The 23,050-nt window shown below is 70.4% G+C and carries 23 protein-coding genes and 1 tRNA gene; 16 read left to right on the top strand and 8 right to left on the bottom strand.

Translation table 11 applies throughout. The annotated features are described in order from the left end of the window. The first annotated feature begins 294 nt into the window (after positions 1 to 294). A complete protein-coding gene (locus ACZ52J_RS27445; protein WP_465622499.1) occupies positions 295 to 1,272 on the top strand; it encodes an endonuclease/exonuclease/phosphatase family protein in 978 nt (325 codons plus the stop codon). A 59-nt stretch (positions 1,273 to 1,331) separates the two neighbouring features. Here the strand turns inward: ACZ52J_RS27445 and ACZ52J_RS27440 are convergent, their stop codons facing one another. Both ACZ52J_RS27440 and ACZ52J_RS27435 read right to left on the bottom strand, forming a co-directional pair. After that, entirely contained in the window at positions 1,332 to 1,889 is a 558-nt protein-coding gene (locus tag ACZ52J_RS27440) for a hypothetical protein (RefSeq protein WP_465622498.1), read from the bottom strand. A gap of 169 nt (positions 1,890 to 2,058) precedes the next feature. Then, positions 2,059 to 3,006 carry an AraC family transcriptional regulator gene (locus ACZ52J_RS27435; protein WP_360504359.1) on the bottom strand — a complete coding sequence of 316 codons (948 nt, stop codon included), beginning with the start codon at positions 3,004 to 3,006 and terminating at the stop codon, positions 2,059 to 2,061. A gap of 148 nt (positions 3,007 to 3,154) precedes the next feature. Here ACZ52J_RS27435 and ACZ52J_RS27430 point away from each other — a divergent pair, with 148 nt between their 5' ends. Beyond that, positions 3,155 to 3,871, top strand: a complete 717-nt coding sequence (locus tag ACZ52J_RS27430) for an SDR family oxidoreductase (protein ID WP_465622496.1) — start codon at positions 3,155 to 3,157, stop codon at positions 3,869 to 3,871. Positions 3,872 to 4,348: 477 nt separating this feature from the next. Here ACZ52J_RS27430 and ACZ52J_RS27425 read toward each other — a convergent pair whose 3' ends face one another. Next, positions 4,349 to 4,918 (bottom strand): hypothetical protein, encoded by a 570-nt coding sequence (locus ACZ52J_RS27425; protein WP_465622495.1) that lies wholly within the window; start codon positions 4,916 to 4,918, stop codon positions 4,349 to 4,351. A gap of 157 nt (positions 4,919 to 5,075) precedes the next feature. Here ACZ52J_RS27425 and ACZ52J_RS27420 point away from each other — a divergent pair, with 157 nt between their 5' ends. Next, positions 5,076 to 5,282 carry a maleylpyruvate isomerase N-terminal domain-containing protein gene (locus ACZ52J_RS27420; protein ID WP_465622493.1) on the top strand — a complete coding sequence of 69 codons (207 nt, stop codon included), beginning with the start codon at positions 5,076 to 5,078 and terminating at the stop codon, positions 5,280 to 5,282. Here ACZ52J_RS27420 and ACZ52J_RS27415 read toward each other — a convergent pair. Continuing rightward, positions 5,231 to 5,596 (bottom strand): endonuclease domain-containing protein, encoded by a 366-nt coding sequence (locus ACZ52J_RS27415; RefSeq protein ID WP_465622590.1) that lies wholly within the window; start codon positions 5,594 to 5,596, stop codon positions 5,231 to 5,233. The two genes, ACZ52J_RS27420 and ACZ52J_RS27415, sit on opposite strands and share 52 nt — an antisense overlap. 471 nt (positions 5,597 to 6,067) lie before the next feature. Between ACZ52J_RS27415 and ACZ52J_RS27410 the strand changes: the two genes are divergently transcribed. Then, positions 6,068 to 6,367, top strand: a complete 300-nt coding sequence (locus ACZ52J_RS27410; RefSeq protein ID WP_360268914.1) for a DUF4193 domain-containing protein — start codon at positions 6,068 to 6,070, stop codon at positions 6,365 to 6,367. 133 nt (positions 6,368 to 6,500) lie between these two features. On the opposite strand, the gene ACZ52J_RS27405 is transcribed toward ACZ52J_RS27410, so the two are convergent. Then, complete coding sequence (locus ACZ52J_RS27405) at positions 6,501 to 7,214, bottom strand: hypothetical protein (protein WP_465622492.1); 714 nt, start codon at positions 7,212 to 7,214, stop codon at positions 6,501 to 6,503. Positions 7,215 to 7,535: 321 nt separating this feature from the next. On the opposite strand from ACZ52J_RS27405, the gene ACZ52J_RS27400 reads away from it, so the two are divergent. Then, positions 7,536 to 8,060 carry a MepB family protein gene (locus ACZ52J_RS27400; protein ID WP_465622491.1) on the top strand — a complete coding sequence of 175 codons (525 nt, stop codon included), beginning with the start codon at positions 7,536 to 7,538 and terminating at the stop codon, positions 8,058 to 8,060. Positions 8,061 to 8,260: 200 nt separating this feature from the next. Here ACZ52J_RS27400 and ACZ52J_RS27395 read toward each other — a convergent pair. Continuing rightward, positions 8,261 to 8,337 (bottom strand) — tRNA-Met (locus ACZ52J_RS27395). Positions 8,338 to 8,928: 591 nt separating this feature from the next. Here ACZ52J_RS27395 and ACZ52J_RS27390 point away from each other — a divergent pair. Beyond that, complete coding sequence (locus tag ACZ52J_RS27390; RefSeq protein WP_465622489.1) at positions 8,929 to 10,047, top strand: serine hydrolase domain-containing protein; 1,119 nt, start codon at positions 8,929 to 8,931, stop codon at positions 10,045 to 10,047. Between the two features lie 648 nt (positions 10,048 to 10,695). Continuing rightward, the gene (locus ACZ52J_RS27385) at positions 10,696 to 11,451 is read left to right on the top strand and encodes a DUF4232 domain-containing protein (RefSeq protein ID WP_465622488.1); all 756 of its coding nucleotides are present in this window, start codon (positions 10,696 to 10,698) and stop codon (positions 11,449 to 11,451) included. A gap of 146 nt (positions 11,452 to 11,597) precedes the next feature. Here the strand turns inward: ACZ52J_RS27385 and ACZ52J_RS27380 are convergent, their stop codons facing one another. Beyond that, complete coding sequence (locus ACZ52J_RS27380; RefSeq protein ID WP_360510166.1) at positions 11,598 to 12,038, bottom strand: VOC family protein; 441 nt, start codon at positions 12,036 to 12,038, stop codon at positions 11,598 to 11,600. Positions 12,039 to 12,230: 192 nt separating this feature from the next. Here ACZ52J_RS27380 and ACZ52J_RS27375 point away from each other — a divergent pair, with 192 nt between their 5' ends. After that, the gene (locus ACZ52J_RS27375; RefSeq protein WP_465622487.1) at positions 12,231 to 12,740 is read left to right on the top strand and encodes a transglycosylase SLT domain-containing protein; all 510 of its coding nucleotides are present in this window, start codon (positions 12,231 to 12,233) and stop codon (positions 12,738 to 12,740) included. Positions 12,741 to 13,067: 327 nt separating this feature from the next. Here ACZ52J_RS27375 and ACZ52J_RS27370 read toward each other — a convergent pair whose 3' ends face one another. Next, positions 13,068 to 13,712, bottom strand: a complete 645-nt coding sequence (locus tag ACZ52J_RS27370; protein ID WP_465622485.1) for a dihydrofolate reductase family protein — start codon at positions 13,710 to 13,712, stop codon at positions 13,068 to 13,070. Between the two features lie 500 nt (positions 13,713 to 14,212). Between ACZ52J_RS27370 and ACZ52J_RS27365 the strand changes: the two genes are divergently transcribed. The 8 genes from ACZ52J_RS27365 to ACZ52J_RS27330 all read left to right on the top strand — a co-directional run bounded on the left by ACZ52J_RS27365 (position 14,213) and on the right by ACZ52J_RS27330 (position 22,899). Next, on the top strand, positions 14,213 to 14,788 hold the full coding sequence (locus ACZ52J_RS27365) for an RNA polymerase sigma factor (protein ID WP_465622484.1): 576 nt from the start codon (positions 14,213 to 14,215) through the stop codon (positions 14,786 to 14,788). Further along, entirely contained in the window at positions 14,785 to 15,828 is a 1,044-nt protein-coding gene (locus ACZ52J_RS27360) for a hypothetical protein (protein WP_465622482.1), read from the top strand. The genes ACZ52J_RS27365 and ACZ52J_RS27360 overlap by 4 nt, the downstream gene beginning before the upstream one ends. Positions 15,829 to 15,981: 153 nt before the next feature. Next, entirely contained in the window at positions 15,982 to 16,605 is a 624-nt protein-coding gene (locus tag ACZ52J_RS27355; protein ID WP_465622481.1) for a hypothetical protein, read from the top strand. Positions 16,606 to 17,244: 639 nt separating this feature from the next. After that, positions 17,245 to 17,943, top strand: a complete 699-nt coding sequence (locus tag ACZ52J_RS27350) for a hypothetical protein (RefSeq protein ID WP_465622480.1) — start codon at positions 17,245 to 17,247, stop codon at positions 17,941 to 17,943. A gap of 170 nt (positions 17,944 to 18,113) precedes the next feature. After that, positions 18,114 to 18,425: a hypothetical protein gene (locus ACZ52J_RS27345; protein WP_465622479.1), complete on the top strand. Its 312-nt coding sequence runs from the start codon at positions 18,114 to 18,116 to the stop codon at positions 18,423 to 18,425. A gap of 141 nt (positions 18,426 to 18,566) precedes the next feature. Beyond that, positions 18,567 to 20,780 (top strand): protein kinase domain-containing protein, encoded by a 2,214-nt coding sequence (locus ACZ52J_RS27340; RefSeq protein WP_465622477.1) that lies wholly within the window; start codon positions 18,567 to 18,569, stop codon positions 20,778 to 20,780. A 1,050-nt stretch (positions 20,781 to 21,830) separates the two neighbouring features. After that, positions 21,831 to 22,169 carry a hypothetical protein gene (locus tag ACZ52J_RS27335; protein ID WP_465622476.1) on the top strand — a complete coding sequence of 113 codons (339 nt, stop codon included), beginning with the start codon at positions 21,831 to 21,833 and terminating at the stop codon, positions 22,167 to 22,169. Positions 22,170 to 22,329: 160 nt separating this feature from the next. Next, positions 22,330 to 22,899, top strand: a complete 570-nt coding sequence (locus ACZ52J_RS27330) for a tyrosine-type recombinase/integrase (RefSeq protein ID WP_465622475.1) — start codon at positions 22,330 to 22,332, stop codon at positions 22,897 to 22,899. The last annotated feature ends 151 nt before the right edge of the window (positions 22,900 to 23,050 follow it).

Below are 23,050 nucleotides of genomic sequence, written 5' to 3'. Positions count from 1 at the left end.
GTGGGTCGTAGGCGGCCCAGCCCGGGTTTCCCGTCCTGCGAACGCGACCCAGGCGCCGCGCACCCGGGCGGCGAGTCCGGCCTGCGCGACTTCGGGCCCCGCAGACGAGCGATCGTCGGTCCGCAGCCGTCCGGCAGGGACCGCCCGGGCTGAGCACACTGCCGACGCCTGCACCTGCACCCGAGTGAAAGACAGCGGCGGTACGAGGCGGGCTCACGCCGCTGCGTGACCTCCTGGGGGATAAACGGCTGGAGCGGCCGACGGTGGCGTCGGCCACGATCAGCGGGAGCAGTTATGGCGATCATCGGGACCTGGAACCTGGAGAACTTCTGCCGACCGCTGCCGGCCGGCAGTACCCCCGACCCCACCAAGTGCGCCGCCAAGGACCAAGCCACCTACGACGCCAAGGTCGAAGCCCTGGCCGGCGTCATCACCCAGCTCGGTCCGGACCTCCTCGGGGTGCAGGAGGTCGGCAGCCAGGAAGCGCTGGACGACCTGGTGGCCAAACTGCCCGGCACCTGGCACACCGCCCTGTCGGACCACCCGGACCCCCGCGGCATCCGGGTCGGCGTCATCAGCCGCTTCCCGCTGCTGGACGTCCAGCAGCGCAAGGACTTCCCGGATCACCTGCACGCCATCCAGGTCGAGGACGACGGCATCCCGAACAGCCAGACCAGCGAGATGGGGCGCGGCGGCCTGGCCGTCCGGGTGGAACCGACCCCCGGCCAGAGCCTCCAGGTGGCCGTCTGCCACCTCAAGTCGAAGCTGCTGACCTTCCCGAACGCGCAGCACAGCACCACCGACGAACGCCTGCGGGCCCGCTACGAGGCGTACGCGCTCTTCCGCCGCACCGCCGAGGCCGTCACCATGCGCGCCCTGGCCGACGACCTGCTCCAGGGTGACGGCCGGACCCACGACGTCATCGTCCTGGGCGACTGCAACGACGAGTGGCAGGCCGCCACCACCCAGATCCTGTACGGCCCGCCCGGCTCCCAGATGGGCACCCCCGGCTTCGACCGCCCCGACCAGGGCGACGCCGAACGCCTGTGGAACCTGGCCCCCAAGATCCTGGAACAGGGCGGCTTCTCCCGCATCTTCGAAGGCCAGCACGAGCTCATCGACCACATCATGATCAGCCACTCGCTGCTGGCCAGGTTCCAGAAGGTGTCCACGGGGAACGGCCAACTGCCGAACGTGACGGAAGCCCGACCGGCGGCCCCGCACAACCAGCCCTCGGACCACTCGCCGGTGCTGGCGACGTTCAACCTCTAGTACGCCCAGGGCCGGCGCCGCCACCGGCGGCGCCGGCCCCGATTGCGCGCTTGACGCGATCAGCCGAGCGTGACGCCGCGCTCGCGGGCCAGGGCCTCCAGACCGTACCGGGCCACGTGCTCCGGGCTGTTCAGGTCGATCGTCCGGATGCCCGCGGCGGCCAGCCGCTCGTTGATCTCGTCCAGGTGCTGCTGCACGAGCTGCTTCTCGGCGTCGGTGGTGCGGCCCTTGTGCGGCCGGCCGGCGTGCTCCAGGCTCGCGTAGTTGACCCGCTCCCTGGTGCCGGCCGGCGCCGCGGCCTGGCTCGGAACCGTCGGGGCCACCCGCTTGGCGCTGCGCAGTACCTCCGTCATCGGGGTGGCCGAGGCCAGCCGGTTGAACGCCTCGGCCTCCATGACGACCGTCTCCGGTCCGTCGGCGTCCGGGTAGTGCAGCTCGACCGTCACCAGGTCGAGCGCCAGCTCCTCCACCGCGGTCAGCTCACTGCCGAGCGCCTCGATCTCGACCGGGCCGTCCTCCAGGTCGGGGTGCTGGCGCACCACGATGCGCACCAGGTCGTCGTCGTTCTCCACGTGCGTGCCGGTCAGGTCCGAGAACCGGATGATCTTCTGGCCCATCTCTACCTCTCTTGGCGACTGCGATCAGGCGAGAGCCTACGCGGGAGGTGATCATCGCCGGTTGCCTCACCATCGCTCACCGGCCGTGGTCCAGCCATTCGAGAACTGGAGGGGGCGGCGAGCGGCCACCGCCTCCCAATCCGCTGCGGTGATGTCCTGGCCCCCGTCGTCACTCGTATCCGCGTGGTTCGTCGCCTGCCGTCCTGGCCTGCTTGCGGTAGGCCCCCGGCGGCGATCCGTAGTGTCGTTTGAAAGCCTTGGCGAAGGCGAACTCCGACGTGTACCCCGTGTGCTGCGCGATTGTGCTCAGCGGGGCCGGCGACTGGTGCAGCAACCGTGCCGCGGTGGCCATCCGCCAGTTGGTCAGGTAGGTCAACGGCGGCTCGCCGACCACCGAGGCGAAGCGGCGGGCGAACGCCGCGCGGGACAGTCCGGCGCGGGTGCCCAGCGACTCCACGGTCCAGGGATGGCCGGGATCGTCGTGGATCGCCTTCAGGGCCGGGGCGACTGCCGGGTCGGTCAGCGCGGCCGCCCAACCCCGGGTCCGCTCCTTCGGCAGTTCGGCGTACCACGACCGGAGGATGTACAGCAGCAGCAGATCGATGAGCGCCGTGACGACCGCGTCCGAGCCCGGCTGCGACGCGTGGAACTCGGCGCACAGCTGATCGACCGCCGAGCGCAGCACCGGGTGGCGGCCCGGAACCGCGGGGAGGTGGATGACCTCCGGTAGATCACTGAACAGCGGATGCGGGCGGTCAACGTCGATCGCGTACGCGCCGCACACCAGCACCGTGTGCGGCCCCGGTCCGTCCACGGTGACCTGGCCGATCGGCGAGGAACGGTCCACGCGGTCCGGTACGAAGTCCACCGGATCGCGGCCCGGCACATCGCACAGGGTGTGTCCGCTGCCGCGCTGCAGGAACACGATGTCGCCGGGTCCGAGCGCGAGCGGTTGGCCGTGCGGTGGCAGCAGGTAGCAGTGTCCTTCCACCACCACGTGGAAGCCGGCTCCTGAGATGGGTTGGAACTTCAGGGCCCACGGGGCGTGCGCGTCGGTGCGCGTCACCATCGGACGTCCCGTGCGCAGGACTTCGAGTGTGTCGCTCAGGATGTCCACAGCGCCACTCTAGCGCCTGCATGGCGAGACGATATGACAGGCAATCGAGACTTCAAGGCATTCACCGTCTCAATGTGGAGGCGTACGTTCTTGCCATAGCGGTAGCCGAACCCCGGCACTGCATCGACGAAGGAACGGATCCCATCCCATGTCTCTGGCTGGCAAGAAGATCGTGATCATCGGTGGAACCTCCGGCATCGGCTTCGCGGTGGCCCGACAGGCCGCGGCGGCCGGCGCGGACGTCGTGGTCGCCTCCAGCAATCAGGACCGCGTGGACGCCGCGGCGAAGCGGCTGGGCGAGCGGGCCGAAGGCCGCCGCCTGGACGTCGCCGACGGCGACGCCATCGCCGCATTCTTCGAGCAGGTCGGGGAGTTCGACCACCTCGTCTACACCGCAGGCGAATCTCTGCTGATCAAGCCGTTGGTCGACACCACCCCGCAGGAGGCCAGGGCCGTCTTCGAGCGCCGGTTCTGGGGCGCGTTCCTCTCCGCCAAGTACGCCGCACCGCGACTGCGCGACGGCGGGTCGATCACTTTCAGCTCCGGCGTCCTGGCGATCCGCCCCCTGTCCGGAACCGCGCTCACGGCAGGCATCACCGGCGGCATCGAGGCCCTGTCCCGAGCACTCGCCGTCGAACTCGCCCCTCTGCGCGTCAACGTGATCCAGCCCGGTGTGATCCGCACCGAGCTGTGGGACGGCAGTGTCCCGGACCCGGAGGCTTTCCTCCAGGGCGCCGGGTCCGAGCTGCTCACGCGGCGTGTCGGCACTGCCGAGGAAGCCGCGGCGGCCTATCTCTTCGTCTTGTCCAACGCCTACGTCACCGGCACCACGCTCGCAGTAGACGGCGGCGCGGCGCTGGTGTGACACAGGGCGCCACACACAACAGCCAACGGAGCGACGCCGCACCGACGCGAGGCGTTCCTTGCCGCGGCAATCGACGACGAGAGGCAGACCAGACGTGCGGATCAGAGGGGCCGACCAGACGTGCGGATCAGAGGGCCTACCACTGCAAGGACCGCGAGTACCTGCGCGTTGCCCGAGTCGTCGACAGCGAGGATCTGCGCGGCAGGCTGGAAACCGCCGCTCGGTCTGACAACCCATGGGCGCGGCGGCATGCCGGCTATGTTCTTTGGCTCCTCGATCGCCCCGAGGTGCCCAACACCATCCACGTCTGGCAGAACTGGATTGCGGCCGAAGCCAGAGGGTGGTGCCTCCAACCCGCCCCCTCCGCAGGGCGGTTGCCGACTCGGCGTGCGGGTGGCTGGGGACATGCTCTGCCTGCGGACGGACGGTGCGGCCCGCGGTCGGCGACCGTGGGCCGCACCGTCCTCGGGGGGCGGGTCAGCGGCCGAACAGCCTTCGCAGGCCGCGGCGTTCGGGCTTGTCCTGCGGGGCGGGCGGGGCCGGGTGTGTGGCCGCGACGGGGCCGGGTGCCGACTTGGCCAGGAGTTCCACCACGGCGGTCAGGAAGCCGGACAGATCGGCTGCCGGGCCGGGGCCCAGGTTGAGGTGGCTGCCGTCCGCCCACTCTCCGAGCACCGTGTACGTCTCCCGCGTGAACGGGTTCGCCGCCAGCTCCAGGGTGAAGTACCGGCAGTGGTCGGCGCCGCCCGGCTGGACGACGGCGGTGTAGTACGCCTCCGCCGGTGCGGCGGGCCGTGGCAGTTCGACCACCAGCAACCGGTGCGGGCCCAGCGTGATCAGGTTCGCGTCCAGGCCGTCGCTCGGCAGCCGGTCCGCTGCGGGGAGCCGCTCGCCGAAGTCCTTCCAGAGGGAGACCAGCCCGGGGCCGAAGCCCTGCTCCGGTTCGCCGTCGAGCATCCGCGGCCCGAGGTCCCGGGCGAGGCCGGCGAGCACCTTGTGCGCGAAGCGGTAGTGGTGTGGCCGGGGGTCGTTGTCCACGATGTCCATGCGCGGAAGTATGCCGATCACACCGGGATCGTGGGAATTGCCTTCACGGCGTCAGTTCCGGGACAGCGTCGGTCGACCGGCAGCTTGATAGACAGCCGGGTGTGCATAAGACTCCCGAGTTCCCGAGCTGCTCAAGCTGATCGACGAGCGGTCGTCCGTGTTCCGTGCCGTGGTGCAGTCCGCGCCCGATCTCGGCGTGCAGGTGCCGACCTGTCCGGGGTGGACGCTGCTGGATCTGGCCCGGCACCTGGGCGGCGGGCAGCGCCGGTGGGCCGCCATCGTCACCGCCGGCCCGGACGCCGGCGCGCCGGCTCAGTCCTCGTCGGAGATCGCCAAGGCCGTCGCTTCGCTGGTGAGGGCATAGCTCACTGTGACCTCTGGCGAATCGACCGCGCCGCGGAATACAAGGCGTCGGGTAGCCCACTCTTCGAGCACGGGGATGGGGGCGTTGCCCATCCTCCGCCAGGTGTTCTCGTACCAGCCGAGCCCGTGCCGGTTGCAGTTGATGCAGAGCATGGCGCGCGCGCAGCTCGGGCAGTAGTTTCCGGGCTCGTGCAGGGGGCAGTTGTGCGCGTGGTCGTGGTCGAGATGCCATCCTCGCTCCCCTGGGTCGGATGTGCCGCAGAGGCACACGCCATTTTGGAGGGCGAGGATGGCGTCACGAGCGAACTGGGAGATCCCTCTGCCGTAGTGCGTGGAACATAGGCCGCGTGAGTGGGGAGGTTCCTGGCAGTCCCGGTAACGGCAGATCGGCCCCCACTCTGCTTGTGACTTCCATCCTTCCCACGCCGAGGGGCGGCCGTTTATGCCGACCGGAGGGACCTGGAACCGCCAGACCCTCGGATGCTACTCACGGTGACATCTACGCCCACCACGCCGAGGAATACAGGCCAGACGATCACAGACTCCTACCAGTACTGGAGCCCCTGATCCTTCCACCGTGCCGGATCACGGCCGGGATCCGGTGCAGTGCCTCAGGACGTCGGTGCCCTCCACAAGGCCGGGCGCGCGCCATCCGGCCCCGATAGGTGGGATGGTGGTGCACCACGGGCGGGATCGGAAACAAGCACGCGCCCGGCCCGCACTTCGCGGGCCGGCAGGCGGCACGACCCGCCCGCCGGAAGCAACCCTTGAGGAGAAGACACCACCTTGGCAACCGACTACGACGCCCCGCGCGACACCGGCGACGAGAGCAGCGACGACAGCATCGAGGCACTGAAGAGCCAGCGCGACGACAAGCAGAGTTCCGCCGTCGACGTGGAGCCCGAGGCCGTCGAAGGTCTCGAGCTTCCGGGCGCCGACCTGTCCGGGGAGGAACTCACCGTCCGGGTCGTGCCCCTGCAGGCGGACGAGTTCACCTGCATGACCTGCTTCCTGGTCCACCACCGTGCCCAACTCGCCGGTGAGGACAAGAACGGTCAACCCATCTGCCGCGACTGCGCGTCCTGACGGCCGCGGGAGCGGCAGCGCGGCCGCTCCCGATCGGCGCGTGAGCGGGGCGGCCCGAACGGGTTCGAGCCGCCCCCGGCGCGGCGTCCGGACGTGACCCGGCGCCGGCGGTGTGCCCGGGGTGGCCTGCGCGTCAGCCGCCGGCGGCGGAGCGGTACGCCGTCACCGCGGCCGTGAGCACGGTCTCCGTGTCCGACGACGCCTTGTCCACGGCGGCATGCTGCACCATGAGGATCACATCGCCCACGCGGGCGAACGCGGTCACCTTGACGAACGTGGTCCCGTCCTCGGGGAAGGTCGACGTGAGGTGGAGCAGCAGGCTGTCGTCGGTCGGTACCTTGGCCGCCGTGACGGACGCGGTCTCCGGGAGCTGCGTACCGTCCACGAGCGTGCTGGTGTAGGAGGCGCAGCGCCCGGCGGCACCGCGAATGGCGTCCATGACCGCGGCCGCCTGCCCGGGCGCGTACCGGTCGAGCACCTCCTGGCCGAACCAGCCGAGGTCGTCGTCGCCGACCGGTGTCCGTTCCACTCCCACCGCGACATCCTTCGCGGGTGGGGCGTGGGTCGTCATGAAGGAGTCGACACCGAGTTCCTTGCACGGCATCGCCGCGATGGGGACCGTCGACGGGGTGTACGGAGGACGGGTCGTCGTCGAGTTGACCTCCTCGGTGTTCAGCCGGAATCCCTGGGGGAGCCGGTTCTGGGTCAGCAGGCCGTCCCGCAGCCGCTCCAGAGGCACCCGGCTGGAGGCCGCGCTGCCCGGGCGGGGCTGCGGGCCGGTCGAGCAGGCCGACACGGCGAGAACCGCCAGAACAACCCCAGCCACCGCGCAGTGACGTGTGTGCATTGGTCCACCCCCAGGATTCATGATCGCGTCGTACTCTCCCACACAGGCCCTTCACCCGCTCCGACCGGAAGCGTCGCTCGCCCTCACACCGGGCGGGCCACGCGGGAACGACGTCGACGGCCTCGGACCGGTAACGGGCCGACTGCCGCAGGTGGTGAGGTAGGCTCCGCGGCGGTGAGGTCGCCCGCACGGTAAAGGACGGGCCCCGGGGTGCGGACAGGGTCGGTTGCCTCACCCCCCACGCCCCTCGCGCGAGCCGCATTCCTGGTTGAGAACCGACGCGGTGGCTGTGACCTCCGGGTGTGGTGGCAGGATGGGGCAATGGCGACGAACCGGCCGTGGGCGGGGCTTCACGGTGACCTCCTGGCGGCGAAGGCATCGGTGTACGACCCGAGTGGCTTTGCCTGCTCGCAGCCGGTGCCCGAAGCGGAGAGTGCCGAGTACGCGGCGCACGGGTTCACCCTCGACGGCCTCGCGGTTCGGTTCCGTGTGGCGAAGACCACCCCGACGAAGGTCGGCCAGTTCGTCACCGTGTGGCAGCGGTCCGAGGGCGGGCCGATCAGGCCCTTCGACGCCGATGACGGGGTTGACCTTGTCGTCGTCAGCAGCCGCGACGGCGGCCACTTCGGGCAGTTCGTGTTCCCGTGCGAGGTGCTGTGCGAGCGGGGCATCGTGTCCCGGGACCACGTGGGCGGGAAGCGGGGTTTCCGTGTCTACCCGCCGTGGGTGACCACGGCCAACCGTCAGGCACGTGCCACGCAGCTGTGGCAGGTGGGCTACTTCCTGCACCTTGACGGGGACGGGCCTGCCGACATGGCGCGCGCCCAGGCCCTCTACCACCCGTAGCAGCCCATCTCACTGCTCCCTGCCCACCGGCCAGGCCGCGAAGTCGGACGCCTTGGACGCCCGCGACGCCCTCTTCGAGCCCGGCACCCTGGTCGACGCCGACCAACGGTGAGCACCTGCTCTCGGCAGCCTGGCCAACCGCCAACTGGCCTGACAAAAAAGGCCGGGTCGGCGCACACTGTGCGCCGACCCGGCCTTCGTGGTAGCGGGGACAGGATTTGAACCTGCGACCTCTGGGTTATGAGCCCAGCGAGCTACCGAGCTGCTCCACCCCGCGTCGGTGAACCCGACCCTACGCCATCAAGGCAGCTGAGGAGAAATGCATTGATCCGGGCGGCAGCGGCTGATCCTCTGGTAAGCGGTCTGCAGCCACTGGACAGTGCCGTACGTGGCCGGCCCGAAGGAGCTGTCCTTGTCGAGCTGTGCCGGAGCAGGCGGCCCCGGGTGCGCCGAACCGGCAATGAAGTTGAGCATCTTCTCCTGGACGCACCAGACGGGGGTCCCGTAGGTGACGTGGCCGTATCCGATGTACGCCGCGTTGGAGTTCGCGCGGCGTCAACGGTGGCGCACCCCACCGAATGTCACAGTCCGGGCGCTGGCTTCCGCTCCCGCTCCCGATCCGGCGAGTCGAGGCGGCAGCCTCGGCGGAGCGTTCATCATCATCCCATTGCAATGTAAAGGTAACTGTCGTTGCGTTAGATTCAGAATCACTGCAACGATTTAAGCGCTCTGATCTGGGCTGATGTCACTTTTGCGCAATGAGTTGCTTGTTGGAAATTTGAAAGCAACGTAGCTTTTCTGTTGTCGGAAACGCGGAGCGCAAGCGCGGAAGAGGGGCCACGCGTCCCACTACGAGACGGGAATGATCATGAGCGAGTCCCTGCACACCGTCGGGCACAACGACCGGTCCTACCGCCCGGAACTGCAGAAGGCCATCGAGGAGTTCGTCGCCGCCGGCTTCGCCGGGGTGCAGATGCGGGTGCATGACGAGCACGGCGAATGGGTCGGCAGCGCCGGGGTGCGCGAGCTGGGCGGGAGCGCCGAGCCGGCGACGGACGGGCGGTTCTGGGCGGGCAGCGTCGTCAAGACCTTCACCGCGACCGCGGTGCTGCAGCTGGTGGCCGAGGAGAGGATCGGCCTGGACACCCCGGTGGCCGACCACCTGCCCGAGCTCGGGCTGGACGAGCGGATCACGGTGCGGATGCTGCTGCAGCACACCAGCGGGTTGTTCAACTACACCGGCGAGTACTACGAGGACGGGACGGTCGTGCCCGGAATCCCCGCCACGGGCAAGGAGTGGGTCGACAACCGGCTGCGCACCTACCGGCCGCAGGAGCTGGTCGAGCTGGCGCTGTCCAAGCCGGCGCGGTTCGAGCCGGGGACGGGCTTCAGCTACTCCAACACCAACTACACCCTGGCCGCGCTGCTGATCGAGCAGCTCGCCGGCCGCCCCTACGGCGAGGAGATGCGGCGGCGGATCCTGAAGCCGCTCGGACTGCGGGACACCGTCCTGGCGGGCGCCGTCACGGACCTGCCCGAGCCGCACGCTCACGGCTACTACCGCTACCAGGACGGCGACGAGTGGAAGGTCGTCGACGTCTCCCGGCAGAACCTCTCCATGCTGCTCGGCGCCGGCGGCATGATCTCGACCACCCGGGACCTCCACACCTTCATCTCCGCGCTGAACGGGGGCAAGCTCCTGCCGGAGCCGCTGCTGGCCGAGATGCGCACGCCGCACGGGGAACTCGGCTACGGCCTCGGGCTGTTCGTGCAGGACCTGGGTCCGGACGGCGGCACCGTCTACCACCACAACGGCGGCGCCCCGGGCGGCTACGGGGCACTGATGTACAGCACGCCCGACGGCAGCAGGACCCTGACCGCCGGACTGACCACCGGGGATGCCGAGGTGAACCCCGCGGAGGTGTTCCCGAAGGCGTTGGACGGGCTCGTCAAGGCGGTGCTCGGCAACGGGCGGAGCGCGGCCTGACGACGGGCCCGGACATCGCGGCCCCGTCCGCCCCGCCGCCGGGCCGGCCCGGGTTGAGCAGGTCAGGGGGCGGCGGCGACCCGGACGCACTCGACCCGAACGCCACGGCAGACGGCTGAGCCCCCGCAATGGCGCCGCTCATCAGCACGTCGGCGGTTGCACGCCGCCCACGGCTCGGCCATCGCGCGCGCGGCTTCGCGGACCGGGGGACCGCCTCCTGTAGGCGAAGTCGAGGAGGCGGCCATCCGGGTTTCCTCAGGGTGCGGCGAGCGTAACGCGGGGCACTGACATTGGCCCCGGCTCAGCCGTTCCGGAGCCACCGGCACGGGCCCCCGACCGGTCGCGCTCCCGGCGGGACCGGTCGGCCCCGGCCCCCGGCCCCGGCAGCCGACGCTTCCGGGATCCCATGGCCGACCGCGTCCGCACTCGACGGCGAGCCGCCGGCGGGCGGGGCGCGGTGGGATGCGGCGCGGAGGGGTTCGGCGCGAGGTGACGCGATGTCAAGTGCACTGTGTCCCATCGAATGTCACAGTCCGATCCCTGTCATGTCCTGACGATTGTGACGCTCCGGGTGCCACCGAATGCCGTCCGCCGACGGTCCTATGGGGTGTCCGAACAGTCAGCACGCATCGTCATCGGGGAGCCACCATGTCCGTCCGTCACCGTCGTCGCCCGCTGCTCGTCTCCGCCGTCCTCGTCGTGGGGGCGGGGCTCGCGTTGACCGCGTGCGGGCCCGACAACACCGACTCGGCGGGCGGCTCGACGGCCCCCACAACCGCCGCCCCGGCCCCCGCCTCGGCCACCGCGCCCTCGACGCCGGGCGCCCCGGCGCCCGCTGCTCCCACGGCGAGCAAACCGGCCACCGCGGGGGCGCCGCACACCGCCACGCACGCGCCGTCCGGCGCGAGCCCGTCCGGCGGCACCCGGTCCGACGGTGGCGGTGCCGGTTCCGACGCCCGCCCGTGCGACATCCAGAACCTCGAGATCAACGCGACCGTACGCGCCGGGGCAGCCAACCAGTGGGTGATCGACGTGCACAACACCGGCACGACCGCCTGCTCCCTGAGTTCCTCCCCGGGGGTCGACCTGGGCAACTCCGTCTCCCCCGACCAGAGCAAGAACATCAAGCCGATACTCGCCAGCGGCACCTTGCGGTTCCCGGTCCCGGCCGGCCAGCACGCCTACGCGGTGATCGACCTCGACCCGAGCGGCGCCACCACCGGCACCGCCCCCGGCATCGACGAACTCAACGTGCTCGTCGACGACGACGACACCAACATGCCCCTCGCCAACACCCGCAACTTCCCGCTCAACAGCGGTGCACGAGTCCTGAACCCGCAGATGGGCATCTACCGCCCCAGCGTGGCGGAGGCGGTCACCTCCATGAAGGCCGCCGGCAAGTAGCCCCGCACGTCGGCTCCCCGCAGGACGCGCCTGCGGCCGACCTCCAGCACCACCGACGGCCTCGCCCCCTCATGACGGGGGCGAGGCCCTCACGCCGTCCGCCTCCGCCGGCCTGAGCCTGAGCACTCACCCGTGCGAGCGTGCCGTCAGCCGAGCTGCTCGGCGAGTCCGACGACGATGCCCTCGGGGCCGCGGACGTAGCAGAGCCGGTAGACGTTCTCGTACTGCACGATCTCGCCGACGAGTTCGGCACCGTGGGCCCGCAGGCGGGCGACGACGTCCTCGATGTCGTCGACGGTGAACATGACGCGACGGAGGCCGAGCGTGTTCGCCGGTGGGTCCTTCGGCTCGGCGGTGATGGCCTTCGGCCGGTGGAACTTCGCCAGCTCCACCCGCCCGTGGCCGTTCGGCACCCGCAGCATGGCGATGTCCTGGCGGACGTCCTCGAGCCCGATGACGCGCTCCGCCCCGCGCCATTCGAGGGGCCCCTTGCCCTCCAGCTCCATGCCGAGTTCGACGAAGAACGCAATGACGGCCTCAAGGTCGTCGACGACGATGAGGACGTTGTCCATTCGCTGGATCGCCATGCCGGGCCTCCTTCGTGGCACGGCCACGGTAGCCGCCTGTGCCCCTGCCTCGCTGTTCCGACCCGCCGCTGACCGCTCTCGCCGCGCACAGGGCGGCGGTCTCGCACGCGTTGACCGTTTGTCTACCCGCGCTGCCTAGCGTCCTTCCCCGTACCCGGCCCGACCCGGGCCGGCATCGAAGGGAGAACTCGCGTGTTACGCAAGACCCGTGCTCTGCTGACCGGTTCGGTCGCCGTCCTGGCCCTCAGCCTCACCTCGACCACCTTCACCGCCAATGCCGCCGGCGACCAGAGCGGCATCGACGCCTGTGCCCGTGAGGCCCAGTTGGCGGGCTTCGCGAAGGACAAGTCCGGCGAGGGCCGCAACGACGACGCGATCTACGCCGTGGCGATCGCCATGGCCGAGTCCGGCTGCAACCGTCTGGCCGTCCACACCAACCTTCCCACCGATCCCGACCCGGGCACCAAGGACCTCGGCGCCTGGCAGATCAACGAGCGCTGGTACCCGGAGGTCCACTACCACGACGCGGAGGTCGTCACCGCCGAGAACTGGCAGGACATGGGCTGGTCGGCCCGCAAGGCCTTCAGGATCGACAACGACGGCACCGGCCGGGGCTGGGCCTCCTGGGCGGCCTGGAACCTGGGCACCTACCAGCAGTACCTCGGCCAGGCGCGCGACGCCGTCTACCGCGTCTGGCAGTGACGCGCCGCCGCAGGTGACCGCCTCGGACGGTCCTCGAACGGTCCGTGAACGGGTCCGGGGACAGGTCCTCGAACGGTCGTGAACGGTCCGCGGACGGTCCGCGAACGCGAGCGAGGCCCGGCACCCGAGTGGGTGCCGGGCCTCGCCCGACCGTGGAGCGCCAGGCCCGGGTCGCACGGACTCTTCCTACTGAAAGTAGGACGTGCTCTGGTAGCACCGCTGACGCCTGATGAGGAATCATCTCCCTCGCGACGAGAAGAATATTAGCAGGTCAGCGGCACGGCGTCGAAATTGCTCACCCGTGGTCCTCGCCGTCCGGGGCGGGTGTCAGCTGTCGTGCCCGAGACCGCGGTCGGGCGCGCTCATGTCGCCCGTGACGGGTGTGCCGTCGGCGAGCCCGTAGCGCAGGAAGACGGTGCCCTGCGGGCCGGCGGCCGGCGGTTGGAGGAGCGTGAGGTTGGTGGGCACCGCGCCCTCGTCGAACACCTTCTTTCCGACGCCGAGGGTGATCGGGTGGACCCAGAGGTCGAGTTGGTCGAAGAGCTTGTCGCGCAGGAGGGTCTGGACGAGGTCCAGGCTCCCGACGACCTTCACGTGTTCGTGCCGGTCGCGGAGCTCGCGTACCGCGGCGGGCAGGTCCGGGCCGAGCTGCGTGGAGCCGGCCCAGGGCAGGTCGGGAGTGCCCCGGGAGGCCACGTACTTGGGGACACGGTTGAAGAGCTCGGCGATCGCGTTGTCCGGCCCGTCCTTCTGGTGCGGCCAGTAGGCGGCGAAGATGTCGTACGTGCGCCTGCCGAGCAGGAGGGCGTCCGTGTCCTCGTACGCGGCGAGGATCTGTGCCCCGGTGACCTGATCGATCAGGGGCGCCTGCCAGCCGCCGTACGGGAACCCGACCGGGTCCTCGTCGGGGCCGCCGGGCGCCTGCCCGACGAGGTCGAGGGTGGTGAACAGTTCGATGTGGATGAGGCCCATGCCTTACTCCAGACTCCTCGCAGAGCACACGCCGACCGGTCGTGAGGCGCGCAGCACGGTGCCCGGCGGACGCCTCCTGGCCGGGACGCCGCACCGGCACTCCCGCTCACGATAGGTCACGGGACCCGTCCGGCCCGGCCGATCGGCCCGCGCCGCGCGTCGGCCGGGCTGTCACAGAATCCTCGGACCGGTTAACGCTTCCGCCTTCTCAGGCCTCCTGGTTGTAGAAGTGTTGAACGAGAGCAGGGGAGTGCGAACGGTGGATCCCGTCGTGGGTTCGGTTGCGGCAGCTGTGCTGGGACTGGTGGGGGCCTTGGCCACCCTCGTGGGGCAGTTACGGTCACGCCAACAGGACCGGCCTCAGTCGCCTCCGCCACCTCTGCCGCCTCAGTCGCCTCCGCCTCCTACGGTCGTGGTCGTCCTGGCGCTGCGCGCGTGCGATGCCGACGACGCCGGCCAGGGGCAGCCGGTGCAGCAGGAGAAGCGGGGTCACGACGCGCATGAGTGAAACCGGTCCGGACGGGGAGGCCGCCTCGGCGGCGTCCCTCGGGCACCTGCCGGCCTCCGCCTCCGACAGCGGGAGTGAAACCAGTTCCCGAGACGGGGAGTTCGCGTACTTCTATCGCACGTGCATCCGCAGGCTGGTGGCGTTCCTGATGTGGCAGGGGGCCCCGGCCGCCCTGGCCGCGGACTTGGCCCAGGACACGATGGTCAAGGCGTACGAGCGGTGGGACCGAATCCAGTCGCCGGAAGCGTGGAGCCGAAGAGTTGCGTCCCGGGAGCTGGTGCGGGCCTTCAGCCAGGTCGAGGAGAGCATTGACGAACTCGCGCTCGAACCGACCTCGCTGTTGCCGGTGCCGGACGAGGCCGCCGAATGGGAGGGACAGCAGGAGGTGTTGCACCTGCTGCGTGACCTGCCCGCCCGCCAGCGACAGGTTCTGGCCTGGACGCTGGACGGCTACAAACCGACGGAGATCGCGGCCGAGTTGGGGCTCAAGGCGGCGGCAGTCCGGGCCAGCCTGTTCAAGGCGCGCTTGGCCGTGTCCAGCAGGATGACCGATCGAGAGGGGGATTGATGGGCGAGCATTCTGTTCCCGAGCGGCGCACCCGTGAATTCTCGGACTGGCTGACAGCTGTGCAGACGGCGTTCCTGACGGGGCTTGACCGTCACCTGCACGTGGAGGCCGGGCTGCGCGAGGTGATGCTGAGTGCCGACCACAAGGATCTGGCCGAGGGCCTGGACGCGGTGTTGGACGTCGAGGCCGGACTGGTGTCCATCATGTCCCGGACCACGGCCAGGACCGAGTTCGAGGAGACGGCCGCGCCCCTCTACGACGTCGGCCTGATGCACCAGCGCTTCGAGCTGATCGGTCCCGAGCAACGGCTGGAGCTGCGGGAGCATCCGCTGGTCACATCGGCGATCCTCGCCGATCTCCTGATCCGGACGGTCGTCCTGGCGCAGGACCTCACCTTCGGACTCGGGTTCGGCCGGTATCACGGGATGCCGTTGAAAAGGGCCGTGTTCGCCGCTCAGGGAATTGCCCAGGGTATCGCCCACGGATTGGACGGGCGGGCCGCCCTCGGGTGGGAACTACGGGACATGGCTCACGAAATCGTGGCGCTGCTCGAACCCCATTACCCGGCGATCGACCAGGCGGGCAGGGTCGGACAGGTCCTTGTCCGAGAAATGGCGGGGACGATCGACCAACGCGTGAGAAGCGCGGAGCATCCGGCGATCGCAGAATTCCTGCGGGCCTGCCAGGTGTTCCTGTACGCGGTGCGCGGCGGAGAACTGACCCGTGCTGTACAGGAGGTGGAGTACCTCACCCGGGCGCTGGCCGCGCAGGTCGGAGAACTGCTCGGGCTCGGCGAACCGGAAACCCTCGACCTGGAATTCCTCTCGGAAATCCTGGACGACTTCACCACCGCGGACCTGAGCACCGCCGACCTCACGCACGTCGACCTCGCAGGAGTCCGCTGGTCCGAGCTGCGCACCCGGTGGCCGGCCGAGATCAGCGTCGACCAGCTCCGGGAGGACTCACGGGAGACGCTGCCCGGGTCCGGGATCTACGTCATCCGGCCGGGCACCGGAGCGCGGGACGTGACCAGGGTCTGACCTGCCGGTCCACCGGTTCGCCCTGGTGTCGGACAGCGGTCCGGTCGACGCCGGCGCCGCACTCGCAAGCACTGTCACGTAGTTGCAGGCAATGCCAAGCACTGCCGAGCACTTGCAAGCAACGCACGGAGAAAGGCACGAGGAAGGTGTCAGGTGAGGTTTCCCGTCACTGAGGAACTGATCGACTGCACGGCCCTGGGCGACCGGACCCGGTGGGACCGCTCCCTGCCGGCGGTGGCCGCCGAGGGCGCGGCGGCCCTGCGCCGGCACGGGTTCTTCGTCGTCCGGATCGGGGCGCTGCGCTGGGGCGAGGAGGACAGCCGTGACGTGGCGCACCGCCTCGCGGCGCAGCTGCGCGAGCGGCTGCTGCGGGACGGAGCGCCCGAGCAGCTGCGTCCGCTCGCGGATGCCGCCAAGGAGCTTTTCCCGCTGCTGCGTTCGCTCAGCACGCGGTGCCCCTGCAGGGACTGCGAGGGAGAGGTATGGCGGGTGTTCTGCCACGTCACGACCCCGGGGGCCGGGCTCAACTGGCGCCGGTTCCGGGAGCGTTACGAGAGCCTGGCGCCCAGCGAGCGCTTCGACCTGCTGATCGGCGACAACCTGACGATGCACCACGGCGGGCTCGCCGGCGGTCCGGGCCCTGGGGATCGAGCACACCCGGACCGGCACACCGGTGCTGGTCTCGGCCTTCGTGGACTCCGACGCCCGGGCGTCGGACTGGTCCGAGGTCGGGGCGCTGTTGGAGGGCAGCCGGAATACGCCAGAAACGTGCCGTAGGGGTCAACCCCGACGGCGGGCGGCGGGGTCGCGCTCAGCGACGTGCCGGGCGACCGCGTCGACGCCGGGGCGAGCGTAGCGTTCCAGGGACCGTACGGGGGGTCCGGCACTGGTGAGCCCAAAAGGGGCAGTGGGATGATCTTGAAGGGCTGAGTGCCTGCTGCGGCTCTATCACCCGGGGCCCGGCGTTGTTTCGGCTTCCGCGGTTCTGATCATCCCAGGGCTGGGTGCCCGAGAGGATCCCGCGCGGGCGCGTACGGCGCGTCCGGTAGGGGCTGGAAACCGGGCGGGGAGGGGATGACCTCGATCGAGAGGACCGCGTATCCGCGGTTCAAGCGGCTGATCACCGCGCGCGCGAGCTGCACGTGTTCTTCACGCCGTCCGACGACGTGGCCGGGGGTGACACCGTTCCTCAGGCAGCGGGCGACTGCCCGGCGTCCGGCCGACAGGCCTGCTTGAGCTTCATCTCTGCCTCGTGCCTCTTTGCCACGCCAGCCCAGTAGGGGTGGGCGTACAGCTCGGCGGCGATGGAGCCGAACGCCGCGCGGCGCTCCTCGCTGGGGTCGGCGGCCCAGGCCGCCTCGGCCGCATACCAGCGCTGCTGGAGTTCGAGCAGGTCAAGCGGAAAGCGCGCGCTGCGTGCTCCGCGCTCGCCTCGCCACCGAGTTCGCCGGCCCCGACGGCAGCACACCCGACCAACTCGCGCCGCTGATCCAGGCCCTGCTCGCCGTCGCCCGGGCCCGATCCATCCTGACGTGGCTCAACAAGCCGAGCGGCGGCGCCGCACTCCTACGGAACCTGGCCATCGCGGGCGTCGTGGTGACGCACGACGTCCTCGATGCCGAGGCCAACCGGCCCGCAGCCGTCGTCCTGCGCGCCACCCTCGTTCACCTCGGCGTCCTCCCCGAACGCCACGAGTCCCTCGAACGCCTCGAACCCTGGCTGGAGATGAAGACCGCCGGCGCCCCGCCCGAGCACCGCAGCCTCCTGCGCGCCTACGGCAGCTGGGTCGTCGTCCGGGGCGCTCGACGCCGCGCCGAGCGGACGCGGTTCACTACGGGGAGCCTTGCCCGCCTGCGGCAACACCTGCTGTCCGTCATCACCTTCCTCACCTGGACGACCGAGACCGGCCTCGCCCTCGACGCCGTCACCCAGCGGCACGTCGACGACTGGCTGGACGCCGGCGGACGTCCCGGCGCTCCATTCGCGGCTTCCTCAAGTGGACCTCCCGACGCGGCCTCACCACCGACCTCGACGTACCGGGTCTGCAGCCCGCGGCCGAGCCAAGGGACTGGTCCACACCCGAACAGCGGTGGACCCTGCTGGACCGCTGCCTGAACGACGACAGCCTCCCGCTCGACGTCCGCGCGGCAGGCTGCCCGACTCTCCTCTACGGCATCAGCGGCCAGCGCATCACCGAGCTCACCACCCGCCACCTCACCGGCGGCACGCAGCCCACGACCCAGCTCGGCGTCCACCCTGCAGCCCTCCCGCCGGCCGCGTTCCACATGCTCGCCCAGCAGGCCGAACACGCCGTCACCGCCTCGGCCATCGCCCGCACCTCGGCCCGGCCCAGCACACCGTGGCTCTTCCCCAGCCAACTCGCTGACCAGCCTGTCACCGCCCACCACCTCACCTCGAAGCTGCGGCGCCACGGACTACCGGTCATCCCCCTGCGCAACTCCGCCCTGATCACCCTCGCCGCCGACCTGCCCCCGTCCGTCCTCAGCTCACTCCTTGGCATCAGCCTCACCAGCGCCCTGAAGTGGACCCGCCGCGCCGGCCGCGACTGGAACACCTACCTGACCACCCGAACCTGATCACGCGGTCGGGGTTCCTGCGGGTAGCCACGGTCGTGATGCGGTCGACTTGTATCTCTTGTGCAGGTCGCCTTGTGCTGGGCGGAAACTGACGTTGCTTCTACGCTGGGGCCCGGCGAATCGCGTATCCAGGGGGCATAGGTGACAGGTCACGTACTGGCAGGACGCTATCGGCTGACCGAACAGCTCGGGGCTGGCGGCATGGGGGTGGTGTGGCGGGCCGAGGATCTCGTGCTGCACCGCACCGTGGCCGTCAAGACAATCGCCGCCAGGCCTGGGGTCACGGCAGAGGCGGCGGACCGGCTGCGCCGCGAGGCCCGGGCCGCCGCCGGACTCTCCGACAGCCCCCACGTCGTGACGGTGCACGACTTCGGCCAGGACGGCGACACCCTCTTCATCGTCATGGAGCTCGCCCCCGGCCGGACCCTCGACCGAGTCCTAGCCTCCGACGGACCGCCCTCCCCCGCCCGCGCCGTGGACTGGGCCCGGCAGGTCTGCGCCGCCCTCGCCTTCGCCCACGAACGCGGCATCGTCCACCGGGACATCAAGCCGGCGAACGTGATCCTCACCCCGGACGGGACGGTCAAGGTCCTGGACTTCGGCATTGCCTGGTTCCACCCGGCCCTCGGCCTGGAACAGTTAAGCCGGACCGACAGCATCCTGGGCAGCGCCCCCTGGATGTCTCCCGAGCAGGCCCACAACCGGGGTGTCGGCCCCGCCTCCGACCTGTACTCCCTGGGCTGCCTGCTGCACCACCTGCTCACCGGTGCCCCGCCCTTCGGCGGCCGCGAGCTCCTCGCCCAGCTCGTCGCCCACGCCTCCGAGGCCTCCGAACCGCCGTCCCGGAGCCGCCCGGGCCTCCCGCCGGAGCTCGACGCCCTGGTCGCGGAACTGCTCGTCAAGGACCCGGAACAGCGCCCGGCCTCGGCGGCCGAGACGGCCGCCCGGCTCGGGGCGGTGGCCGAGCTCCTCGGCGCACAGCCCACCGCGGGCTCGGCACCACGGCCCTCGTTGCCGCCACGGCCACCTCTCCCACCAGCTGGCTCCGACCCAGCCGAGCCGGCCGACGACCGGAAGGCGAGCCGACGCTCGGTACTGCTCGGCCTGGGCGTCGTCGTCGTGACGGGTGGCGCCACCGCCGCGCTCGTTCCCCGGATCCTTGACGGCGGCAAGGGCTCGGGCAGCGGCGGTGCGGCGGCGACGGGCGCCTCCACCGGGGCTACCGCCCAGGCGGTCCGACCACGCTGGACGGTACCCGGCAACGACGTGCCGTCCGGCCAGGTGGGCCCCCTGCTCATAACGAGCGCCGGCCCCCGGGACGCCCAGTCCGGCAAGGTCCTGTGGCCGTATCCGGGCCAGGCCACTCCGATCGCTGACGCCCTGCGCCTCTTCTGGGACTCGATCCTGGTACGCAACGGTGACTCGGTACAACGCCTCGACAACGCTACCGGCAAGGCGCGTTGGTCGCAGGATCTGAGTCTCGGCAACGATGAGGTGAGCGATGGCCTCCACCACATCGAAGTAGCGGACAACGCCCTGTACGTCGGCAAGGGCAAGCACGTCTGGCGCCTGGACCCGGCCAGCGGCACGGTGGTGTGGACGTACGTGATCGGCAGGGACGTGACCGAGGTGATGGGCCTCGACCTGGCCGGTGGCGCCGTCCTGATCTACGACATGGTGGACGGCTGGCTCGCAATCTCCCAGGACACCGGGAAGGACCTCTGGAGGCGCAAACCAGCCGACCGGAGCGAGGACACCGAGCTCGCCGGCTCCACTGACGACCGAATCTACTTCGCGGGCACCAAGGAGCTCCATGTCGTGGCTGCCGCTGACGGCAAGGTCCTTGGGCCGCTCCAGGCCGGCGGTCTGGTCCTCCCCGAGTTCGGCCTGGTCGCCGGTCGATCCCCGGCGGAGAACTACGTCTCAAGCGCGTGGAACCTGGCCGATGGCCGCCGAGTGTGGAGCGTCGCCGACACCATGGTGATCCGCAGGTGGGACACCGCCCTGCAACTCATGAACGTGCGCAACCCCGGCAGCCGGGTCGTCGACATCCGTAACGGCACCACCCTCTGGGACGCGCAGGACCTGCGTGACGTCATGCCCGACAACCGGAAGGCCACCGCCAACCCCGGCCCTCCCTGGTGTTTTTCCGCTGCCGACTCGGCCTCCGACCTGGTCCTGGTCGACCCGGTGAGCGGCCGGCGCAGCCGCCCGGTCCGCTTCCCGCAGCGCATGGTGCGGTTCGCCCGGGTCCTCGGCGACGCCGTGTACGTCATGTGCGACGACGGGCAGAAGGTCGGCGACTCCCTGGTGAACCCGGTGATTTACGCGATCGACCGCCCGGACCGCCCGTAAACGGCACCATCACGGCTCACTGGACTCCTACGCTGGCCTCGCTCCCGCGACCAGTTCCTCCGGATCGTCCCCTTCAGGGCGAACACGCCCCACGCATACGACGCACATCGAATACGTGCCTGTCACCAGCTGTCCGAGCCGATCTATGCCCGGAGCAGATCACGCGGTAGTACGCCAGCCAGGGCTTAAGGGGCTGGTTGAGCTGCCCAACCCGTCAACCGGCCACGGATGGCCAAAGTGCCTAATGTGTAAAGAGGCGGCTGTTTCGCCGCCTGCGAGAGCCGGTTCTCTCGGGGTTAGGGATGGCTGTGGGCCGAGTGCGCCGTGGGATGCTGAGGCTGCTGACCGCAGTGGCAGTTGTGGACGCGACGCTGTCGGTGCTGGCGGGCAATGCCGCGACTGGTGACAAGCGGTGGCCAGGCGTCCTGGACAGCCTGCGGACCCATGCTTGGTGGGCAGTAGGTGCGCTGACCCTGATTTGGGTGACCGCCGTGCTGTTGTCGCAGCGTCTTGAACGGCCGGCTGCTACCGAGGGGGATCCGGCGCCGCCACCAGTGCCGGTGGTTGAGCCTTGGCTGGTGCGACGCGTCGAGCTGCGGCAGGCCGTGGGCGCGGTTCGGGCGCGCGGCAGCAGGACGGTAGGGCTGACGACCGGGCTCCAAGGCGCCGGGGGCTTCGGCAAGACGCGGCTAGCACGGATGGTGTGCGCAGATCGCCGGGTTCGCAAGCGATTGGGGCCCTGTTCTCGTATAGCTGCGGCGAACGGACATGTAGCCCTGCGTGATGCTCGGGGCCGGACCCCGCGCGAGGGTCACTGGTACAGCGGATGGCGGTAGAAGCCGTTCCACTTCCGGGTCGGCTTATCGGACTTCCGGCCGATGATGGACCGTCAGCGTGGTGCCGCAGTAAATGCCGGATTTACCGCGGCAGGACCTCTATCCTCGGGCCGGCGCCCCCGCGATGGCCTCGCATGTTCGATCGAGCATGATCACCGCCGCCGGGGGTGAGGTGTACGCATTTACCGCGACAGTGATGGAGGGGCGGGCGAGGGTGGCGATCGAACGGGCGGCCGTGTCGGAGACCGGGAGCGCGCTGCGTCTTCCGCGCGCCCGTGTCGTGCCCCTGGCCGCCGGTCCGGCGACGTACGCGGCGGCGATGGACCGGTACCTGACGGCGGCGGGCATCTCGAAGGGCTCGGCGCGGGTCTACCAAATCTCGCTGACGAACTGGTGCTGGATGCTGGCCAGCACGCCGACCCCGACCGGTCCGGCCCGGCGCGGGGCGAAGCCGCCGACGCTGGAACTCGCCGCGCTGGACGACCCGGGCCTGCCGGAGGTCCTGGCCGAGCTCGCCGCCGCCGCGCGGACGAGATGGACCCGGACACCGTGAACCGCGAGCTGTCGGTGGTGCGCAAGCGATCGGCTGGTGGCTGCGGCAGGGCTGGATCAGCACAGACCCGACGCTGGGCATCGAGCGTCGGCCGTCCCCGCCGGACAAGACCAAGGCGCTCTCCCTCGCCCAGGTCGCCGCCATCTGGCGCCTGGACGACGTGAGCTTGCGGGACAAGACGCTCTGGCGGCTCCTCTACGAGTCGGCGGCCCGGGCGGAGGAGGTCCTGTGCCTGAACGTGGAGGACCTGTTCACCGCCGACAAGCGCGGCAAGATCAAGGCCAAGGGCGGTGCGATCGAGTGGATCCACTGGCAGTCCGGCGCGGCCCAGCTGCTGCCCCGCCTGATCGCCGGCCGCACCGCGGGACCGCTGTTCCTCACCGAGCGCCGGGCCCCGGACGGCACGCCCAGCCTCGATATCTGCCCGACGACCGGCCGGGCCCGGCTGCCCTACCGACGGACGGAGGAGATCTTCGAGGAGAGCACCAGGCTGCTGGCCAACCCGCTCGCCCGGCCCGACCAGTGGGAGGACCTGCAGGGCTGGACGCTGCACCGCTGGCGCCATTCGAGCCTCACACACGACGCGGAGAACGGCACCAGCACGCCGATGCTGCTGGCCCGCTCCCGGCACGCCTCCGTCCGGTCGCTGGAGCGGTACGCCCGCCCCGGCGTCGACGCGGTCGCCCGGCACGTCGCCGCCCAGGACCCGGCCGCCCGTCGGCGGAGATGAACGGCAGAGTGGGTAGGCGGCGAAGGCGCCCAGTCCAGGCAGCCCACCGGGGTCTGCGGCGCGAATCGCGTCCGACCGGAGCTCTCGCTGACGAGCCCGCAGGTTCCGCTGGGAAAGCGGGCGTTGGTGGCAAAACTGATCCAGGCCGTGC

The sequence above is a fragment of the Kitasatospora sp. NPDC034035 genome (genome assembly GCF_055575755.1).
This window is presented reverse-complemented; position numbering and strand designations above follow the sequence as displayed.